The sequence below is a fragment of the Pseudoalteromonas sp. NFXS39 genome, assembly GCF_040148775.1.
GTDB classification, from domain to species: domain Bacteria; phylum Pseudomonadota; class Gammaproteobacteria; order Enterobacterales; family Alteromonadaceae; genus Pseudoalteromonas; species Pseudoalteromonas apostichopi.
This window is the reverse complement of record NZ_JAGDEC010000009.1, coordinates 150619-171205: the sequence shown is the minus strand read 5'-3', so window position 1 is coordinate 171205 and position 20587 is coordinate 150619. Positions and strand designations below refer to the sequence as shown.

At 43.1% G+C, this 20587-nt stretch carries 14 protein-coding genes; 9 read left to right on the top strand and 5 right to left on the bottom strand.

Annotated features, from left to right (window positions below):
• Positions 1-126: 126 nt before the first annotated feature.
• The 3 genes from J3455_RS16670 to tkt all read left to right on the top strand — a co-directional run bounded on the left by J3455_RS16670 (position 127) and on the right by tkt (position 5465).
• Positions 127-2211: a TonB-dependent siderophore receptor gene (locus J3455_RS16670; protein ID WP_256855073.1), complete on the top strand. Its 2085-nt coding sequence runs from the start codon at positions 127-129 to the stop codon at positions 2209-2211.
• A complete protein-coding gene (locus tag J3455_RS16665) occupies positions 2201-3346 on the top strand; it encodes an acetyltransferase domain-containing protein (RefSeq protein WP_349562063.1) in 1146 nt (381 codons plus the stop codon). The genes J3455_RS16670 and J3455_RS16665 overlap by 11 nt, the downstream gene beginning before the upstream one ends.
• 118 nt (positions 3347-3464) lie before the next feature.
• On the top strand, positions 3465-5465 hold the full coding sequence (gene tkt, locus J3455_RS16660; protein WP_178926412.1) for a transketolase: 2001 nt from the start codon (positions 3465-3467) through the stop codon (positions 5463-5465).
• 121 nt (positions 5466-5586) lie between these two features.
• Here tkt and tal read toward each other — a convergent pair whose 3' ends face one another.
• The gene (gene tal / locus J3455_RS16655) at positions 5587-6540 is read right to left on the bottom strand and encodes a transaldolase (protein WP_250661462.1); all 954 of its coding nucleotides are present in this window, start codon (positions 6538-6540) and stop codon (positions 5587-5589) included.
• 231 nt (positions 6541-6771) lie between these two features.
• On the opposite strand from tal, the gene J3455_RS16650 reads away from it, so the two are divergent.
• The 6 genes from J3455_RS16650 to J3455_RS16625 all read left to right on the top strand — a co-directional run bounded on the left by J3455_RS16650 (position 6772) and on the right by J3455_RS16625 (position 14602).
• The gene (locus J3455_RS16650; RefSeq protein WP_297330934.1) at positions 6772-8424 is read left to right on the top strand and encodes a ribulokinase; all 1653 of its coding nucleotides are present in this window, start codon (positions 6772-6774) and stop codon (positions 8422-8424) included.
• A complete protein-coding gene (locus tag J3455_RS16645; RefSeq protein WP_054552270.1) occupies positions 8421-9116 on the top strand; it encodes an L-ribulose-5-phosphate 4-epimerase in 696 nt (231 codons plus the stop codon). The genes J3455_RS16650 and J3455_RS16645 overlap by 4 nt, the downstream gene beginning before the upstream one ends.
• A gap of 23 nt (positions 9117-9139) precedes the next feature.
• Positions 9140-10639 carry an L-arabinose isomerase gene (araA, locus tag J3455_RS16640; protein WP_349562062.1) on the top strand — a complete coding sequence of 500 codons (1500 nt, stop codon included), beginning with the start codon at positions 9140-9142 and terminating at the stop codon, positions 10637-10639.
• A gap of 136 nt (positions 10640-10775) precedes the next feature.
• Positions 10776-11360, top strand: a complete 585-nt coding sequence (locus J3455_RS16635) for an HAD family hydrolase (protein ID WP_130050173.1) — start codon at positions 10776-10778, stop codon at positions 11358-11360.
• 71 nt (positions 11361-11431) lie between these two features.
• Entirely contained in the window at positions 11432-12643 is a 1212-nt protein-coding gene (locus tag J3455_RS16630) for an aldose epimerase family protein (protein ID WP_349562061.1), read from the top strand.
• 12 nt (positions 12644-12655) lie between these two features.
• Positions 12656-14602: a family 43 glycosylhydrolase gene (locus tag J3455_RS16625; protein WP_233786773.1), complete on the top strand. Its 1947-nt coding sequence runs from the start codon at positions 12656-12658 to the stop codon at positions 14600-14602.
• Between the two features lie 258 nt (positions 14603-14860).
• On the opposite strand, the gene J3455_RS16620 is transcribed toward J3455_RS16625, so the two are convergent.
• The 4 genes from J3455_RS16620 to J3455_RS16605 all read right to left on the bottom strand — a co-directional run bounded on the left by J3455_RS16620 (position 14861) and on the right by J3455_RS16605 (position 20248).
• Positions 14861-15256, bottom strand: coding sequence for a DUF4019 domain-containing protein (locus tag J3455_RS16620; RefSeq protein ID WP_297330614.1), 396 nt, complete (start codon positions 15254-15256; stop codon positions 14861-14863).
• A gap of 173 nt (positions 15257-15429) precedes the next feature.
• On the bottom strand, positions 15430-15864 hold the full coding sequence (locus J3455_RS16615; protein WP_130050177.1) for a DUF4019 domain-containing protein: 435 nt from the start codon (positions 15862-15864) through the stop codon (positions 15430-15432).
• 408 nt (positions 15865-16272) lie between these two features.
• Positions 16273-16770, bottom strand: a complete 498-nt coding sequence (locus J3455_RS16610; protein WP_233786772.1) for a hypothetical protein — start codon at positions 16768-16770, stop codon at positions 16273-16275.
• 52 nt (positions 16771-16822) lie between these two features.
• Entirely contained in the window at positions 16823-20248 is a 3426-nt protein-coding gene (locus J3455_RS16605) for a LamG-like jellyroll fold domain-containing protein (protein ID WP_349562060.1), read from the bottom strand.
• Between the last annotated feature and the right edge of the window lie 339 nt (positions 20249-20587).

Sequence of the window (20587 nt, the reverse complement as noted above, 5' to 3'; positions counted from 1 at the left end):
GTATTATGTAAACAATAAAAAGATAGTAAAAATTCGGTACTAAATGATTTGTTATACTATATCAGCTTGGTTGTTTGTGTTATTTTATAACAAAACGTTTTCCCTTAATCTCTACAATTAGACCTTATGAAGTACTCAACTCTTAGTTTAGCCTTAGCTGCGGCATTTGCAGCAAATACACATGCAGCTGATAACAGCGATATGGAAACGATCACTATCGAGCATAAACAAGCGTTTCGTGGTGATATTCCAACAAAAGATTTACCGCAATCGATCACCACATTAAGTAAAGACATGATGACTGATAACGGTATCACTAAGTTTCGCGATGCACTCGATTTTTCTGCCAGTATTAGTCGTAAAAATAATGGCGGTGCGTTATGGGACAGCTACTCTATTCGTGGCTTGTCGGGTAACGAAAATATGCCATCTGGCTATTTAGTTAACGGCTTTAGTGGTGGTCGCGGTTTTGCAGGTCCGCGTGATGTATCAAACATTGAATATATTGAAGTGTTAAAAGGGCCTGGCTCAGCACTCTATGGTCGCTCAGAGCCGGGTGGTACAATTAACATCATCACTAAAAAACCGCAGTTTTATCAGCAAGGCCAACTTCAAGCCGAATTTGGCAGTGATGACCACAAGCGTATTCAAGGTGATTACACCAATGGTCTGACCGATGATTTAGCATTTAGAATCAACGGTGCATGGCAAGATAGCGACAGCTTTAGAGACTATGTACATCACGACAAATTCGTCATTACGCCTTCTCTTTATTACCAGATTAACGACAAGTCATCGCTTACTTATGAATTTGAATATGTTGACCAACAGCAAATGTATGATCGCGGTATTGTGGTACTTAATGATGATTTTGATACCGTTCCTGAGTCACGCTTTTTAGGTAACCCAAATGATGCGCCAACTAAAGTTCACTCTAGAGGCCATCAGATTAATTATAATTATGATTTTAATAGTCAGTGGTCATTACTAGCAGGGGCTAACTATCGTTCAGCAACCCTGACAGGAGAATCATCTGATGCTGAACTATCGCCATCTCGCCAATCTTTGTTTGATGATGGTAGAACGTTAACTCGTCAACATCGTTACCGTGATTATGAGTCTGAAGATACCTCTGTACGCTTTGAATTAAGTGGTCATTTTGATTTTGCAGGTATTACGAACCATGTACTCGTTGGTGCTGATGCGTATGATTATGAATTACGCACGGGGTTATATCGCTATCGTGGTGGTAATGGTACCTACACTATTGATATCTATGAGCCAGATTACAGCACTGGCAAAGGCCCTGAAATGGGCATGCAATACGAGAATAAAGAAGAGCAAAATGCTTATGGTATCTATTTGCAAGACCAGCTTGATTTAACCGATAACCTAAAAGTGATGCTAGGTCTGCGTTTTGATGAAATTGAGCAAGACATCTTTGAAACTAAGTCAGGTGTTGCTTCTAACAGTAAAGAAAATCGCATTAGCCCACGTTTGGGTGTGGTTTACGCTCTTAATGACGATATTAACTTTTACTCAAGCTACTCAGAAGGCTTTTTACCACTTAGCGGCACCGACGCAGAAGGTAAGCCATTCGGTTTTGAAGAAAGCGACTCGTTTGAAGTCGGTGTTAAATTTAGCTATGCCAATATCAGCGGCACGCTTGCTTACTTTGATGCAAGCAAGAGCAATATGCTGGTGGCAGACCCAGTCAATGTGGGTTATTCAACGCCAGTAGGTAAAGCAAATAGTACAGGTTTTGAGTTAGATTTAACGGGTTCATTGGGTGACAATACCGAGTACAACCTGTCTTATGCCTATGTAGATGCCGAGACAGCAACAGACAGTTTAAATGTTGACTGGTTAGTACCAATTCCGAAAGGCAGCCCACTTGTTAACGTACCAAAAAATAACCTTTCAATTGGTTTAAACCATGACTTAAGTGTATTTGCACAAGAAATAAAGATTGGTGGTCATTACCAATATGTGTCTGACCGTTTAGGCGACCCTGCTGATTTGACTTTTCGTCTGCCGAGCTATCAAACCGTTGGTTTATTTGCTAAATGGCGAGCGACTGAACGTACAACGGTATCATTAAATGTTGATAATGTGTTTGATGAAGAGTACATCGCAAGCTCATACAATGCATTGTGGGCCTACCCGGGCGCTCCTACGCAATTTAAACTTGGCGTGAGTTATGACTTCTGAGCACGTTAAAAGCCGTATTCACAGTATCGACATCATGCGTGGTGTCGTTATTTTGCTGATGTTACTTGATCATGTGCGAGAGCGCTTTTTCTTGCACATGCAGGTGGCTGACCCTATGGTGGTTGATACGACATCGCCGGGGCTTTTTTGGAGTCGCTTTGCTGCCCACTTTTGTGCGCCGACCTTTATCTTTTTAACCGGTTTATCGGCGTGGCTTTATAGTCACCCAGCAAGTGGTGTAGCGCGCTCTGCACGAAGTTTTTTAATAAAGCGAGGGCTATTTTTAATCGCGCTAGAAGTAACCCTCATTTGTTTTTCGTGGATGGGTTACTACCACACCATTTGGCTACAAGTGATGTGGGCGATTGGCCTTTGTATGCTGGTGTTAGCATTATTGATTAAGCTGCCACGTAATCTATTGCTGGTACTTGGCTTAGTTATTGTATTTGGTCATAACTTACTGACCCCAATCAGCTTTGCCCCTGATGAGTTTGGATATTCGCTATGGACGATTTTGCATGACCGAGGCTATCTATCTCAAGGTGGTTTAATCGACGTAAAAATTAGCTACCCAGTGCTGCCTTGGATTGGCGTTATTTTATTGGGTTACTGTGCAGGTCCTTTATATGCGCACACTCAAACGGCGGATTCGCGTAAACGAGCATTGCTGATGTTAGCGCTGTTATGTGTGGGATTATTTGCTGTGCTGCGTGGTTTTAATATTTATGGTGAAACCCTGCCTTGGCAAACGTTTAGCACCACAACAGAAACTATGATGTCGGTGTTTAACGTGACTAAGTACCCTCCATCACTAAGCTTCTTGCTTATCACTTTAGCAGGCATGTTTGTTGGTTTATGGTTCTTTGAAAGGCCGCTTAATCGCTTTACCAATACACTACGTGTATATGGATCTGTGCCTATGTTCTTTTATATTTTACACCTCTATGTGCTTTTAATTATGTATCAAATTGGTATGTTGATATGGGGTGCAAATCAAGGACAGTATTTGGGAGTAAGTGATATATCCGGTATTTGGTTTATTACTTTACTGTTGGCAATAGGGCTTTATTGGCCAACCAAGAAGTTTAGTGAATATAAACGTAAGGCTAATAAGCCTTGGTTAAAGTATTTATAACTAACAATAAATAGACAGCTAGCTCTCCTAGTACGGGGGCTGGCGGTTTATTAAGTTGCTATTTGGGTGAGTTTTTGCGATATTAATTATATTATAATATTAACAGGAAGCTAATTAGATGACTCTGCCTAGTTCTCAATCTGCAAATGCTATTCGCATACTTGCTGTCGATGCCGTTCAACAAGCTAACTCTGGCCACCCAGGTGCGCCTATGGGTATGGCTGATATTGCAGCGGTATTGTGGCAAAACTTTCACCGCCATAACCCATTAAACCCAGACTGGTCTAACCGTGACCGTTTTGTGTTATCAAATGGCCATGGTTCAATGCTTCAATATGCATTGTTACACCTAAGCGGTTACGACGTAAGCATCGAAGATATTAAGCAATTCCGTCAGCTTCATTCTAAAACACCGGGTCACCCAGAATATGGTTACACACCAGGTGTTGAAACAACTACAGGTCCATTAGGTTCAGGTATTGCTAACGCGGTTGGTATGGCCATCGCTGAAAAAACCTTAGCAGCGCAATTTAATAAGCCACAGTTTGATATTGTTGATCACTTCACTTACTGCTTTATGGGTGATGGTTGTTTAATGGAAGGTATCTCGCACGAAGCATGTTCGCTGGCAGGTACATTAGGTCTTGGCAAGCTAATCGCATTCTGGGATGACAATGGCATCTCTATCGATGGTGAAGTAGAAGGTTGGTTCACTGACGATACACCTGCACGTTTTGAATCTTACGGTTGGCAAGTTATTCGTGATGTTGATGGCCACGATATGCATGCGATTGCGGGTGCAATCGAAGCGGCACAAAGCAACACCACGCAACCAACACTAATCTGTTGTAAAACAGTGATAGGTTTTGGCTCGCCAAATAAATCAGGTAGCCACGACTGTCACGGCGCACCACTTGGTCACGACGAAATTGCCGCAGTACGTGAACAGCTAAACTGGCCACACCCAGCATTTGAAGTTCCACAAGAGGTTTATAACGAGTGGAATAATCAAGCGAAAGGACAAGAGCTTGAAGGTGCATGGCAGCAAAAGTTTGCAGCTTATAGCAAAGCACATCCTGAACTTGCAAAAGAATATACTCGTCGTGTCTTGGAAAAAGCATTACCAGCTAACTTTGCTGAATTAGCTGATGAGTACATTGCTAAATGCCAAGCTGACATGCAAAACATTGCGACACGTAAAGCATCACAAAATGCGATCACTTTCTTTGCTAACCAGCTTCCTGAACTAATGGGTGGCTCTGCTGACCTTGCAGGTTCTAACTTGACCTTATGGCCAGAAGCAAAAGGCTTACAAGATGCAGCTGATGGTAACTACGTATTCTATGGCGTACGTGAGTTTGGTATGAGCGCAATCATGAATGGTATTGCATTACATGGTGGCTTTATCCCATTTGGCGCAACCTTCTTAATGTTTATGGAATACGCACGAAATGCAGTACGCATGGCAGCATTAATGAAAGCACAGAGCATTTTTGTGTATACCCATGACTCAATCGGTCAAGGTGAAGATGGTCCAACTCACCAACCAATCGAGCAAATTGCTAACCTTCGCATGACACCAAATATGACTGCATGGCGTCCATGTGATGAAACTGAAACAGCGGTAGCTTGGCGCCAAGCGTTATTAAAAGAAACCGGTCCAAGTTCACTGATCTTCAGCCGTCAGGGTACAAAAGCAATGGCTCGTGATGCACAGCAAGTTGCTGACATTGCAAAAGGGGGTTATGTACTTGTTGATAGCGAACAAGCTGCAGAGCTTATTCTTATTGCAACGGGTTCTGAGGTTGAACTAGCTGTGAATGCCGCTGCTGAATTAACAGCACAAGGCAAGCAAGTTCGCGTGGTATCTATGCCATCAACGAATCAGTTTGACAGCCAAGACAAAGCATACCGTCAAAGCGTGCTACCAACTGGTACACCAAAGATTGCTGTTGAAGCTGCGCACCGTGACTTCTGGTTTAAGTATGTTGGCCAAGATGGTGATGTACTAGGCATGGATACATTTGGTGAGTCAGCGCCTGGTGCAGTATTGCTTGAGCACTTTGGTTTCACAGTGGCAAACCTAGTTGCAAAAGCAAACGCATTACTTGCTGAATAATGGGGCTTGCGAAAAATTATCGTAATCGCAACACGATAAGCCTGCATTTGTAATGATGTGCAGGTAATAAAAAAGCCCGCAAACCTAGGTTTGCGGGCTTTTTTCTATTCAAATCGTCTGTTTAAACTAATTCGCTTAAGATTGACTCTAGTTTCTCTTGGTCAATTGCGAACTGACGAATACCTTGGCTTAGTTTTTCAGTTGCCATGGCATCTTCATTCATTTCCCAGCGGAAAGCCTGCTCAGTCATTGCTGCTGGCGCTTCTGTTTTTTCTGTTGCTGGTAATAGTTTTTGAGTTAATGGTGCGTCAGTTGCAGCTAGTTCAGCAAGTAGCTTAGGGCTGATAGTTAAACGGTCACAACCTGCTAATTGTTGGATTTCACCGATGTTACGGAAGCTCGCGCCCATAACAATCGTGTCGTAGCCGTGCTTTTTGAAGTAGTTGTAGATATGCGTTACTGACTTAACGCCCGGATCGTTAGCACCGTCGAAATCAGCGCTTGCATCTTGTGCTTTGTACCAATCAAGAATACGGCCAACGAATGGTGAAATTAGGTAAGCGCCCACCTCGGCACAAGCACGTGCTTGAGCAAATGCAAATACCAGCGTTAGGTTACAACGAATACCTTTTGCTTCAAGTACTTTAGCCGCTTGAATACCTTCCCATGTTGAAGCAATTTTAATTAACACGCGCGATGTGTCGATGCCTTGCTCTTTATAAAGAGCAACAAGCTCAAGTGCTTTATCAATGGTTGCCTGAGTATCAAATGATAAACGCGCATCAACTTCTGTTGAAACTAAACCTGGCACTTGCTCCATTAATTTAGAGCCAATTAATACCGCTAGTTTGTCAGCTGCTTTTGTTACAACTTCAGCTGCGTCACTGCTTTGTGCTTTTGCCCATGATACGGCTTCTGCAGCGAGTGGGCGATATTTCTCAATTTGAATCGCGTTTAAGATGAGTGATGGGTTTGTTGTTGCATCTTGCGGTTTATATTCGTTGATTGCTTCAAAATCACCCGTGTCAGCAACAACGGTTGTCACTGCTTTAAGTTGTTCTAATTGACTAGACATAGTTATCCCATTCTTATCATACAAAAGTTAATGTAGTGGCTTTAATCTATTATTTGTGCTGAAAAAACAATCTAATCTTCCAGAGGAACTGCGCAATAAATCGCCCGCCAGCAGCAAATAATCCTGTTAATAATATTTTTATAATACCTTTACAATCCGGTATTGTTGATATTATCATACAAATAAAGATAATGACTAACAATGTTAGTAAGCAATTAGTGAAAGGTAATTATGTCTCGTTATACGTTGGGATTAGACTACGGGTCGGACTCGGTAAGAGCATTACTCGTTGATGTTGCGACTGGTGAAGAACTTGCCAGCCATTTAGTAAACTACCCGCGCTGGGCACAAGGTTTATATTGTGACCCAAGTAAAGATCAGTTTCGTCAGCATCCACAAGACTATATCGATAGCCTTGTAGAAGTAGTAAATGGTCTTTGGTCACAAGTTCCAGCAGGTACTGCAGACAAAGTAGTGGGTATGAGCTTTGATACGACTGGCTCAACACCTGTAGCAATTAATAGCCAAGGTACACCACTGGCATTAACTGAAGAATTTGCAGAAAACCCAAATGCAATGTTCATTTTGTGGAAAGACCATACGTCTATTAAAGAAGCAAATGAAATCACAGCAGCTGCAACTAACAACGATGTGAACTACCTTTCACACATGGGCGGTATCTACTCTTCTGAGTGGTACTGGGCCAAAGCATTACATATTTTCCGCGTTGATAGCAGTGTTAAAGCAGCCACTTATTCATGGGTTGAGCACTGCGATTGGATGACCGCGCTAATGTGCGGTACAACACACCCTGAAGCATTAAAGTTAGGTCGTTGTGCAACGGGCCACAAACAAATGTGGAACGAGCAGTGGGGCGGTTTCCCACCAAACAGTTTCTTCAGCAATATCGATCCACTATTAGATGGTGTTGTTGATACGTTAAATGCAACTACAGAGCCAAGCGACCAAGTTGCTGGCAACTTAACTGCTGAGTGGGCCGAGAAGCTTGGTTTACCACAAGGTATCGTTGTTGGTTACGGTGCATTTGATTGTCACATGGGGGCAGTAGCAGCCAATGTTCGCCCTGGTGTGCTAACCAAAGTAATGGGTACCTCAACGTGTGACATCACAGTAACGTCTCAAGAGCAGCTAGGTGATACTTGCGTTAAGGGTATTTGTGGTCAAGTTGATGGCTCGGTGATCCCAGGGTTAATTGGCTTAGAAGCTGGTCAATCTGCATTTGGTGATTTATACGCATGGTTCAAGAACTTAGTACTTTGGCCAACTCGCCAACTTACAAATCTATCTGACGCTGAGCAAGCGTTAGTTAACAAGCTAGAAGACTCAATCTTAGTTGATTTATCAAAAGCGGCGGCAGCACTGCCTGTATCAAGCAGCGACGTAACTGCGCTTGATTGGGTAAATGGTCGTCGTACGCCAGATGCTGACCAAAGCGTTGCCATGGCATTAACAGGCTTAAAAATGGGCACTGATGCACCTAAATTCTTCAAAGCGCTTGTTGAAGCAACAGCCTTTGGCGCACGTGCTATCACTGAGCGCTTTCGTAGCGAGGGCGTGCCAATCGAGTCAGTAGTTGTTATCGGCGGTATTTCTAAAAAATCAGACTACGTAATGCAAACGTGTGCTGATGTTTGGAACTGCCCAATCGACGTTTTAGAAAGTGAGCAAAGTTGTGCATTAGGTGCGGCAATTATGGCTGCGGTTGCTGCGGGTGAGCACGCAACAGTGGCAGATGCTCAAAAAGTGATGGCGTCGTCAGTATGTCATCAGTACTTACCAAACCCTGAGCGCGTTGCTGTGTATGACGAGCTTTATGCTAACTACCAAGCACTTGCAAGCTATGTAAACGGAGACAAGGCATGAGTTTTACTGAACTAAAACGTGAAGTCTATGAAGCGAACATGGAGCTGCAACGTCGTGGCTTAGTAATTTATACCTTTGGTAACGTATCGCAAATCGACCGAGACAAAGGCGTGATTGCGATTAAACCAAGTGGTGTATCGTACGACCAAATGAAGGCCGACGACATGGTGATCGTCGACCTTGAAAACAACATTGTTGAAGGCTCTATGCGTCCGTCTTCTGACACTAAAACGCATGTTCATTTATACCGTCACTTCGATGCAATTGGCGGTGTAACACACACCCATTCGACCTATGCAACTGCATGGGCGCAAGCAAAACAAAGCATTCCTTGCCTTGGCACAACTCACGCTGACTATGTACACGGTGACATCACCTGTACTCGTGAGCTAACCGATGAGCAAGTGAATGGCGATTATGAATTAGAAACCGGTATTCAAATTACTGATGCGTATCAAGACCGTGATCCGAAAGCTGCACCTATGGTGATTGTTGCGGGTCATGCGCCTTTCACGTGGGGTAAAGATGCCGCTCAGTCTGTATACCATGCAGCGCTACTCGAAGAGATTGCACGCATGGCGTATTTAACACGCACTTTAGATCCACACGCAGCTGAACTTAAAAAAGCAGTGATGGATAAACATTATCTACGTAAGCACGGTAAAAACGCGTATTACGGTCAGAGCAAATAGCAAGAATTTAGAGGATTATTAACATGACGACGATGACGAAAGAAGTCTGGTTTGTTACCGGCTCACAACATCTTTATGGTCCTAAGGTGTTAGAAACGGTTGCCAAAGACAGCGACGCAATTGTAGCGGGCTTAAACAGCGAAGCGAATCTACCGGTAAACTTGGTATGTAAGCCTACAGTTAAGTCACCTGAAGAAATTCATGCTGTTTGCCAGGCGGCAAATACGGATCCTAACTGTGTTGGTTTAGTATTATGGATGCACACTTTCTCACCTGCGAAAATGTGGATTGCTGGCCTAAGCGAATTACGTAAGCCTTGGTTACACCTTCATACTCAGTTCAATGCAGCCCTTCCTTGGTCTGACATCAACATGAATTACATGAATACGCACCAAAGTGCACACGGTGACCGTGAGTTCGGTTTCATCGGTACTGTCATGCGTAAAGAGCGTAAAGTTGTTGCGGGTCACTGGCAACGTGCTGATGTACAACAGCAGTTAGATGACTGGTGTCGTGCGGCGAAAGGTTGGGCAGAAAGCCAAACACTTAAAGTTGCGCGTTTTGGCGACAACATGCGTCAAGTTGCGGTGACTGAAGGTAACAAAGTTTCAGCACAAATTACATTTGGTTATGAAGTACACGCGTTTGGTGTCGCTGAGCTTGTAAAAGTGGTTGATACCATCACTGAAGAAGAAATTGATGCACAGTTAGAGCTTTATAAGCAAGACTACGTAATTGCTGACGAAACGCTACAAGACGATTACGCAGTGAAAATGCTACGCAACGAAGCGCGTTTAGAGCTTGGTATGGAGCGCTTCTTAGAGAAAGGCGGCTTTAAAGCATTCACAAACTGTTTTGAAGACTTATCAGGTCTTTCTGGTCTTCCGGGTCTTGCTACACAGCGCCTAATGTCGAAAGGCTATGGTTACGGTGGTGAGGGTGACTGGAAAACAGCTGCTATGGTTCGCATCATGAAAGTAATGGGTGAAGGCCGTGACGGCGGTTGTTCATTCATGGAAGATTACACTTACAACATGGGTGAGACTGACCAAGTACTTGGCGCGCACATGTTAGAAGTGTGTCCTTCAATTGCAGCGCAAAAACCACGCCTTGAAGTTCACCAGCACACGATCGGTGTGAAATGTGATGTAGGTCGTTTATTGTTTACTGCAAAACCGGGTGCAGCAATTAACGTATCACCAATTGATATGGGTAACCGTTTCCGTATTCTAATTAACGAAGTAGATACAGTGGCTCCGCCAGCTGATTTACCTCACTTACCGGTTGCTTCAGCGCTTTGGGAACCAAAACCAAATCTATCTGTAGCATCAGCTGCATGGATCCACGCCGGTGGTGCACACCACACTGCATACAGCCAAGCAGTAACAACCGATATGATTGTCGATTTTGCTGAAATGGCTGGCGTTGAAACGATGATCATCGATAACGATACGACGATCCGTGGTTTCAAAACAGAGCTTCGTCATAACGCAGCTTACTACATGCTAAAACGTGGCCTGTAAGAATTAGTACTTTATGTACTAGAACGTGCTGTGTGTGAGCACGTTCACCCCAAATTTTGTTGTCGATTAAGCCAGTGATGAGCCACGCTCTTCGCTGGCTTATGCTATTGTGAAGCGAAACTTTTTAGGAGTAGATATGATCGATTTAAGCGCCTACCAAGGCATTATTTTTGATATGGATGGCACCTTAATTGACTCAATGGGCAGTCACTTACAGGCATGGCAGAAAGCTTGCGAAGCCTATGGCTATCCATTCGATTACGACTACATGTACAGCTTAGGTGGCATTCCGACCGTTAAAACAATTGAAATGCTTAATGAAAAATTTGGCTTAGATCATGACCCTCTAGTTGTGGCAAAAGATAAACACCAATTTTGGGTTGATTTACAGCACCAACCGCTAGTGATTGACGAAACCGTCGCAGTACTTGAAAAGTACCATGGTGTATTACCGATGGGTGTGGGCACAGGTGCTGACCGCGAACATGCAATTGATCATTTAACTGATACCAATTTAATAAATAAAATTGGAGCGTTAGTGACTGCCAGTGATGTAAGTAAAGGCAAGCCAAACCCTGAAACATTCTTAAAAGTGGCAGAGCAATTAGGTGTTGAGCCAAGCCTGTGTGTGGTGTTTGAAGACACGCAAATTGGCTATCAAGCTGCCAAAAGTGCGGGAATGGATTGCATCATGGTGAAAGACGGAAAAATCCAACTTTAGCGATTAAATTTGCAATGGTACCCTTATTTGTATTATAAAACTATAAATACAATTACAAAAAGGTTATTCATATGTCATTGCAATGTGTTTTCCAAGGTTTAAAAACAACTCATCAAACAGCCAGTTCGAACACGAAAAAGTCGCGCGGGCTTTATGCATTGTTGGTGACATGTGGGATTGCCCTTACACCAGCTTGTGCTCATCAAGGAGACAATATGACTACTTCCCCTTCAGCATCAATGACGGCCTATGGCGTACTCGCTGATCAAACGCCAGTTAATCAAGTAACGCTGACTAACAGCAATGGTATTAGTGTTGATGTAATCAACTACGGCGGCATTATCACGCGTATTGAAACACCTGATGCAAAAGGAGAAATGGGTAATATTGTTCTCGGTTTAGATAACCTAGAAGCGTACACAAAAGCGACAACTTACTACGGTGCAATCATCGGTCGTTTTGGTAACCGTATCGCAAACGGTAAATTCACGTTAAATGGCACTGAATACCAATTAGCAACCAACGATGGTGACAACCACTTACACGGTGGTGTGCAAGGTTTCGATAAAAAAGTGTGGAACATGACACCGTTCACGACGCAAAACAGTGCTGGTGTTACCTTAAGCTTAGTGAGCCCTGATGGCGACCAAGGTTACCCGGGTGAAGTGACGACTGAAGTAACTTACACGCTAACGAACAACAACACGTTAGATATGCAGTTTATTGCTACAACAAGCAAGCCTACCATCATCAATATGACGCAACACAGCTACTTTAACCTAGCGGGTAAAGGCGACATTCTTGATCACCAAATGCAAATTAACGCAAAAGCAATTACTCCTGTGGATGGCGGCTTGATCCCAACTGGTGAGTTGATGGATGTGGCTGGCACACCGTTTGACTTCCGTACAGCTAAAGCAATCGGTCAAGATATCAAAGCAAGCAACGAACAACTGAAACTTGGTAAAGGTTATGACCATAACTTTGTGCTTAAAGACACGCCAAGCAATGAGCTTATTGAAGCTGCTACGGTTTACGAAGCAAACTCTGGCCGTACGTTAACAGTTTACACAGAAGAGCCTGCAGTACAGTTTTATTCAGGTAACTTCTTAGACGGTAGTACTGTGCAAGCGTCTGGCTTAGTGCATAATTTTAGAAGTGGTTTTTGTTTAGAACCACAGCATTTCCCTGATGCACCAAATCAGCCAACGTTCCCAAGCACAAAATTATTACCGGGTGAAGTGTATTCAACACGCATCGTGTACGAATTTGGTACAAAATAAAGGAACACAATCGTGAAAACAACAAAGCTTAAAAGCGCAATGCAAAAGGCTGGTTTAGCTAGCCTATTTGCCTTGTCGTTTGGTGCTCTGACGGGCTGTCAGACTACGGCTGAAGACAACACAGCCAAAGCAGATGTCGCAGCCGCAGCAAAAGCACCAATCCAAGATAATGGTATTTTTACCAATCCACTTTTTCCAAATGGCGCCGATCCATGGCTTGAGTACTGGGATGGTAACTATTACCTGACCACAACAACATGGACATCTGAGTTAGTGATGCGTAAATCACCAACACTAGCTGGCCTTGCTGATGCAACCCCAGTCAATGTTTGGTCTGATTCAAACCCTGAGCGTTGTTGTAACTTCTGGGCGTTTGAATTCCATCGTCTAAAAGGGCCAAACGGTTACCGTTGGTACATGATGTACACAGCTGGTACTGATGGTACTCTAGATAACCAACACTTAAATGTATTAGAAAGTGCTGGTGATGATCCTATGGGCCCATATGAATACAAGGGCGCATTAATGCCTAACGTATGGAACATCGACGGTAACTACCTAACGTATAAAGACAAGCTATATGTGATCTACTCACAATGGCAAGGCGATCAGCAATTAAACATTATTGCTGAAATGGAAAACCCATGGACACTGAAAGAGAACTCACCGCATACGGTGATCACGCGTCCTGAGCTAGATTGGGAAATCAGTGGTCGTAAAGTAACTGAAGGCGCTGAAATTTTACAGCACAATGGCCGTACGTTTATGACGTACTCAGCAAGCTTCTGTAATACGCCAGATTACAAACTAGGTATGCTTGAGCTTGTTGGTGACGATCCGCTTAAAGCGAGCAGCTGGAAAAAATACGACAAGCCAGTATTTGAGCGTACAGAAGAAGTGTTTGGCCCTGGCCACAACGGCTTTTTCACATCGCCAGACGGCACAGAAGATTGGTTAGTTTATCACGGTAATGATTCGGTAGAGCACGGTTGTAGTGCGACTCGCTCATTACGCGCACAAAAATTTACTTGGAATGACGATGGCACGCCAAGCTTTGGTAAACCATTAACACCAGGCGTTGAAGTAGCACCGCCATCAGGTGAATACGGTCCACTGGTAACACGAGTGCAAGGTCAGCGCTACCAATTAGTGAATGCAACAAGCGGCTTATGTTTAGATATTGCAGCTGATCCACAAGATGCACGTGCTGTGCAACGTCAGTGTGCGAGCACCAATGGTCAATGGGTTATTGATGCAACAACAGATGGTTTTGTTCGTTTAGCTAACCGTGAAGATAGCAAGTTTTTAGAGCTTGAAAGCTGTAATGATGCCGATAACGCTAAAGTGCAATCTGCAGCATGGCGCAATAACTTCTGCCAGCAATGGAAAGTAGCACCAAGCACAGATGGTAATGTATCTATTACTAACCGTTACACAGGCAAGCCATTAGCGGTTGCGGGCTGTTCTGCTGCACAAAACCAAGCAGTTTTACAGCAAAGCGACGCAACAGCGTGTGGCGACTGGCAATTACGCCCTATGGGTAGTGTTGTAGTATTAAGCCAACAAAGCGGTAAAGCACTTAGTGTGGCCGGTACGGATAAAGTGGGTACCAATGTTGAGCAACAAGCCTATACGCATAAAGATGCACAACAATGGTTCTTCACACCAACAGATACAGGTTATGTGAGCCTTAAACAAAGCGCTGACAGCGAGTTCTGTGCTGCGGTAGCTGATAACGCCTTAGTACCTGGTGCCAACGTAGAAATGGCTTCTTGTACGGCGAAAACAGCACAGTGGCGTATTGCTCCGGTAGAAGGCGGTGGCGTGATGCTAATCAACCGCTACACAAAACAAGCGCTTGGTTTAAGTAACTGTGGTTTAGCTGAAAACACTAACTTCGCACAACAACCTGATTTAGGTAACAAGTGCCAAGTGTTCCATCTGCGTGAACCAAATTAAGTTATAAGTAAAAAATCGACTCAACCAAAGCCACTTCATTTATGAGTGGCTTTTTTGTGGCTGTCAGCCTTCAGCTGTCAGTTTTAGCCGAGCGATGTTGTATGTTGGTGATATGTTTGTCTGCTTGATGGGTGTTGATTTCATGACGCGCCAAGCAAGCGTGACGCCTACCACACTACTTGCCTTGCTCATTCTTCGGGTAGGTTGGTTTGAGCGAAGCGAAACCCAACATACCCCATCTAAGCCTCTGCAAATCTTTTAATTAATAAAATAACCCAAAGGTTGCCACTGGCCACTATTTTTACTTAGGCTAATTGTTTCAACCGCTTGCTCTTTATTCATGAACTGGCTTTGAAATTGAATGATCACGTATTCGCCATCAGGTGTTCCGGGTAAAGAATCGTACTTCATCAGGCTTAAATTCTTACGTAAAATCACTTTGCCAAGTGGGACACGAACTTGTTTTAACACGTTACTCCAGTTACTTTGCGGCATTGCTTGTTTAAACAATGAGTCTGTTTGCTGCCAGCTTTGCTGATACTGACCATTATCAATTAATACGAGCCAGCTTTTAGCGCGATTTATAACCTCGAGTTCTTCAGCGTTTGCACAAAAGCAGCTTAAAAAAGTGATCAATAAGAGCGTTTTTCTCATAGCAATTCCATTTACTTGTTGTTTATTGAATTCGTCTTGAAGTGTTTTTATGTTACGGCGACGAACAATAAATACTATTCATCAATTGTGCGGTTTATTTTCCCGCAGATAAGCATTTTGACTGCCGATAAATCTTACAGCACATAGCTCAAGGTGCTTTGTACTGTTTTAAACTAATTGATCAAGTAACCCAGCGGATGCCAGCCGTCAGCAGCTTTACTAAGACTTAGCGTTTCAATCACAGCTTCTTTATTCATGAACTCGGTTTGAAACTTGACCACTAAATACTCACCATTTGGCAGACCGGGTAATGAGTCATATTTTGCTGTGCCAAAATAGGTGCGAGACATAACTCGGCCTAAAGGAACGCGTATTTGATTTAAGGCCGTTTGCCAGCGAGCTTTGGGCGTGGTGCTTTGAAAGACCTGATCAGCTTGCTGCCAGCTCTCGTGGTACTCACCCGAATCAACCAAGTTTAACCATGCTCTGGCAGTTGCAATAGGGTTTTCCTCTTCAGCATTGGCAAATAAACAAACCAATAATGATGTCAGTAAAAATAGTTTTTGTAGCGTAAATCCATTTACAGAAAGTAATAAAATTTGACGCATAAGACGCCCTCACTTCGTTCATAGGGTGAATTCATAATACGAATGAGTTGGTTAATTTCTATACTAAAAAAGTGTTAGTAAAGGTGTTTTGGTGAGATTTAAGTGTTGTTTTTTATTTGAACGATCTTTGCAACTGAGTCCTCAAAGTGGCGATGTAGATTAAATTATTAAGTTTATACTGTTGATTTGTTGAGCAAAAAAAGTCGTGTTAACAGCTGCTAAATGTAACGACAATGACCATAAATAACTCTTATTTTTACTGCTAAGGAAGTTTCGTATTTGCGTGCTCGATATTTCAGAGCCCGCATAGTTACTGGGTTTTTGACCCTTTTTTTGGGTTTTATGGGAGAAATAAGCGAGGGGAAAGCGACAAGAGTAAAGCTTATAGCTCAAAACTTACAGCTTCCATCAAACCAACACACTCATTAGCACTCCTGGGTCGCTAATACCTGCTTCTTTTAGCGCGTCGCTAATTGATTGGCTAAGAGTCATTATTTGCGTTTGAATTTCCATGACCATTTTGGTCTGCGTTTCAACTTGCACTTTTACAGCTTCATCTTCTTGGTTTTTAAGTGCTTGCAGTTTGGCTAATTGCTCTTTGGCAAGTTCAAGTTGCTCTTTAAGCTTTTCTAGCTGTTCAACCATTTTGCGAATATGAGCAGGGAGTTCGCTAGTTATTTCTTCTTTTTGAGCGGGCTCTGTTTCACGACCAGAGAGTTTATTTATCTCTAGGTTGCTGAGTTTGTAGCCTACTTTTGGGTTGGTATTACCGCTTGCTGTATCTGCGTTTGAGATAGTTAACGCACTTGCTAATGAGTTAATAGCCATAATGATAGCGATGAAAGTGAATGATATGTACGTATCGGCAAGGGGTACTAAAGCTTTAGAAAAAAGCCGGGTTTTCACCCGGCCTTTCCAGACAACAAATAGTTGAGGTGAGGCAGCTCACCTCACTTTGTTACTCTTGTGCAGCAGCTGCATCGTAGAGTGCTTTTATTTCTTCAGCACTAATCGCACCGTTGAAAATTTTCAGTTCATCGATAGCACCGTTATAAGGTGTATCCCAGTAGTTAACACCGAGTGCAAACTCATTTGTTTCACCAGGAACCGTGAATACGCGCGGGAAGCCACCGGTTTCTAGCTGTAGTTCACCGTTAACATACATCTTCAACACGTCACCGTTGGTACCATCAACAGTGAATGCAACGTGAGTCCACTCTTTTGCAGGAATACGGCTATCTAGTTCTGCATTATCGAAGAAGGCCCCGTTATTTGCCCATAAACGAGTTAGGCCTGTACCAGCCATAGATGGCACATAACTTAACCAAGCGTTAGCACTTGCTCCGGCAAAAAATACGGATGTGTAATCTGTGAAGCTTTCAGGTTTAAGCCACATAGATACAGAGTAGTCATTGGTAGTGATTAGGTTATCCGGTAGACGAACACCTGAACCTTCAAGGAATACTGCTTGGCCAATAATACCGTCAACATAGCTCACGCTACCGCCTGTATTATTGATGAAACCACCGGTTGATTTACCTGCCGCGTATGCGCCGTTTAATGCACTTAGGTCACCTTCAAAGCTGTATTCAGCAGGCGCAAGTGATTTTAAGGTTACATCGAATGACTTCGTATCAGTAAAGTCTTTGTACTTAATGGTTGCAGTTAATGTCACAACTTGGTCGCCAGCAGACGCGCTAGGTTGTGTCACAACAGCAGTGCCATTAACAGGTTTTAAGTACTCTTCGTTGTTTGACGTCCAGCTAATACCAGACACGAATGGACCTACACGTGGTAACTCAAAGCTTTCACGTACTGCAGATAAGTCACCTAAATCAAGTGCACTCTTAATGAATGCAGGGAAGTTATCTGGGTTGGTTTGGTTTGTCATTGCTGCAGCATTAATATTAAAACTATTAAGGGCATAGTCATATACAATTAATTCATCAATTTGACCTTGGAAAGGTAAATCCCAGCCGTAGTTCACACCCAGAGCAAAGTTACTAGATTCATGGCTGAACATATCTGGGCGAGGCATAGAGCCAACTAAGACCCCATCCGAGTAATAGTTCATAATCCCTTCATCATAGCTAATGGCCACATGAGTCCATTCGCTTTGAGTTGCTTTTTGCGTATGAACTATTTGATTCCATAGCTCTTCACCATTATCACCAAGATAAAAACTCCAAATTAATGGGTTTTCGGTAAAATGAGCAGCTCCACCAGGTATGTAGCTAATCCAACGATTGGCATTTTCTGCTGCAAAGAATAGTGGTGTGTAAGGAGTGAGTGTGTCTGGTTTTGACCAAAAAGAAACGGTAAAACTGTCAGAGTTAATGATTTCATCAGGTAAGCGTACGCCGGTTGCACCATCAAAGTTAAAGGCTTTACCTGTTTGACCTTCTGCGTATGCAGCTGTACCAGCACCCACATTTAACAGGTTGTTATCTGTTACACCAGCATCATCAAGGTTACCTAAGCCATCACTTAACGAATCTTCAAACGCATAGTGTGCAATCGCATTTTTAAACTCAGGGCGCGCCTCAAGGTTTACATTAAAAGTCTTGGTTGTGCTCTCGCCATTTAAAGAGATATTAGCCGTTAAAGTAACCGCTTTATCGCCGCGGTCTGGTGTTGGAATAAATACAGAGCCTTCACTGGTGATGTAGTATTCATCACTACTTTCCCAGTTAATTGCAGCACCATCTTTACCTTTTGTTGGTAATGAATAGCCTTCGTCTGCAATTGATAATTCCGTTTTAATATCAAGCGCTTCTTGAACAGTACCCAGTACGTTAGCAGTATCTGTGATTTCATCACGTTTACTTGCCCAAATGGTAGCACCTTCGCTTGATGTGGCCGATACAGTGACCGCCATCGCTTTAGTTGCATCATCCCATTGCCATTTAGCTACGCCAAAGTAAGTACCAGAATCTAACTCAAGTTTAATATTTGAGTCATCAATCATGTACCAGATACCTGGGTCATCACCGGTTACTGAGTGATCTTCGTTTAATGCAATATGCATTGAACGAATAGCATCTGTGTTTACATCGTTACCATGGTTGATAAATTTGTAGTAACCATAAAGTTCATCAGCAACAACCATGTTGTCGCCTTCAAGCGGCACATAACGTTGCGGTGAAGCCATTGGCCAACCTAATGAGTTAATAAACATTTCATGTACACGAACTTGGTGCGCTGCAGTATTTTCAGGGAACTCAGTAGACGTTTGTGGGAAACGTGTATGCGTTACTAAGATATGACGACCTGTCGCTTCATCATAGTAAGCAGAGTTATGGCCTGGTGATTGGTAGCCCCACGCTGGTGCTGTTTCGCCAAGTTCTTGCGTGTACTCAAAGCCGCCCATTAGTTTTTCGCCGACCTCAAGGCCGCCTATAGCTGCAATGTCATTACCTGCGTTATCTAAGTAAGGGCCATCAGGTGTTTTAGAGCGAGCAACACGGATGTTGTAACCACCGTTAAGATCAAACCCTGCAACTGAGAAGAATAGGTAGTAGTATTCACTTTCTGGGCTGTACATTACAAATGCCCCTTCCATTGCGCGGAAGTCACCGCCTACTAGCTTTTTACCATACCCTTGGCCTGCTTCTGGCATACCCGTTTCTTCGTCCATTGCTAGCACGAAAATACCGCCAGAGTAAGAGCCGTAAACCATCCAAAGTTTGCCGTCAGCATCGTAGAAGGCAGCAGGATCAATGGCATTAGGATCAACGTCACCGTTCCATGTTGTTTGGCCGTTATCAAGTGGGTATGCTGTAAATTCTGCTTCTGAGCGATAACCGCTGCGTAAGAAAATGCCTTTGTTTTTATACGGGCCTTCAATATTGTCCGCTTCAGCTAAACCAAGGTAAGAGCGATTCCAGCACACTTCATCAACAACATCCGGTGTATCTGGGTTGTCTTGTGCACAGTGGTTATAGTAGAACCAAAACTTGCCATTTGGTGCCTGAATAACATCAGCAGCCCAGTTTCCAGTGAAACCGTCTGTCCATTCGATGCCTTCGGCAATTTCAGCTGTGTAGTTGTAATCAAATAGCGGACTTTCATTAACAGCTTCGTTAGCTGAAAGACTCGAAATCATTTCCCAGTTCAAGAGATCAGTTGATTTAGCGGCAGCAAGGTGTGAACCAAAAATATAATAAGTGTCGTCAACTTTAACGACAGAAGGATCGTGCACGCTTACATTGGTAACCATTACGCTACCTGATTCAGTGTATTCAACACTGCTGCTTACTGTCGGTTTTGCACTTTGTGGGTCGGCAACCGCTGGTGCTGTGTCAAACTTAGTACCATCTTCTTTGCCACAACCTGTAACAGCCAAAGAGCAGGCTATGACCATGGCTAATTTATTTAATTTCATTTTATGTGTCCTCTTGAAACTGGGATTCATTTTTTTATTCGATTGTTGTCAATAAAATTGCCGCGTGCCTATATCAAACTAATAAGAACGTAGTATTGTAATTTTATAGTACGATTTAAAATGTGCAAATACTTTTGCAAAGGTAATTGATATGTAAACACGAAGTGTCAGTGTTTACAATGTGTGCAGCGGGGTTTTAATTTTTTCAAGCTGTCAATTTTGGCGTTTTTTCGCTGTTTTTGCTCTTTTCGGAGAAGTTTTTTGCTTAGCTTAAAGTGAGGGGTTTCAGATAAATATGTTTATTTGTATTACATTTGACCACTAAAAAGGGCTCTTAAA

What these genes read in the sequence shown, in the direction of transcription:
- tal (WP_250661462.1), bottom strand. Translation starts at nt 6,540, where the DNA reads ATGTCTAGTCAATTAGAACAACTTAAAGCAGTGACAACCGTTGTTGCT.
- J3455_RS16630 (WP_349562061.1), top strand. Translation starts at nt 11,432, where the DNA reads ATGTCATTGCAATGTGTTTTCCAAGGTTTAAAAACAACTCATCAAACA.
- tkt (WP_178926412.1), top strand. Translation starts at nt 3,465, where the DNA reads ATGACTCTGCCTAGTTCTCAATCTGCAAATGCTATTCGCATACTTGCT.
- J3455_RS16650 (WP_297330934.1), top strand. Translation starts at nt 6,772, where the DNA reads ATGTCTCGTTATACGTTGGGATTAGACTACGGGTCGGACTCGGTAAGA.
- J3455_RS16615 (WP_130050177.1), bottom strand. Translation starts at nt 15,864, where the DNA reads ATGCGTCAAATTTTATTACTTTCTGTAAATGGATTTACGCTACAAAAA.
- J3455_RS16605 (WP_349562060.1), bottom strand. Translation starts at nt 20,248, where the DNA reads ATGAAATTAAATAAATTAGCCATGGTCATAGCCTGCTCTTTGGCTGTT.
- J3455_RS16635 (WP_130050173.1), top strand. Translation starts at nt 10,776, where the DNA reads ATGATCGATTTAAGCGCCTACCAAGGCATTATTTTTGATATGGATGGC.
- araA (WP_349562062.1), top strand. Translation starts at nt 9,140, where the DNA reads ATGACGACGATGACGAAAGAAGTCTGGTTTGTTACCGGCTCACAACAT.
- J3455_RS16620 (WP_297330614.1), bottom strand. Translation starts at nt 15,256, where the DNA reads ATGAGAAAAACGCTCTTATTGATCACTTTTTTAAGCTGCTTTTGTGCA.
- J3455_RS16665 (WP_349562063.1), top strand. Translation starts at nt 2,201, where the DNA reads ATGACTTCTGAGCACGTTAAAAGCCGTATTCACAGTATCGACATCATG.
- J3455_RS16645 (WP_054552270.1), top strand. Translation starts at nt 8,421, where the DNA reads ATGAGTTTTACTGAACTAAAACGTGAAGTCTATGAAGCGAACATGGAG.
- J3455_RS16670 (WP_256855073.1), top strand. Translation starts at nt 127, where the DNA reads ATGAAGTACTCAACTCTTAGTTTAGCCTTAGCTGCGGCATTTGCAGCA.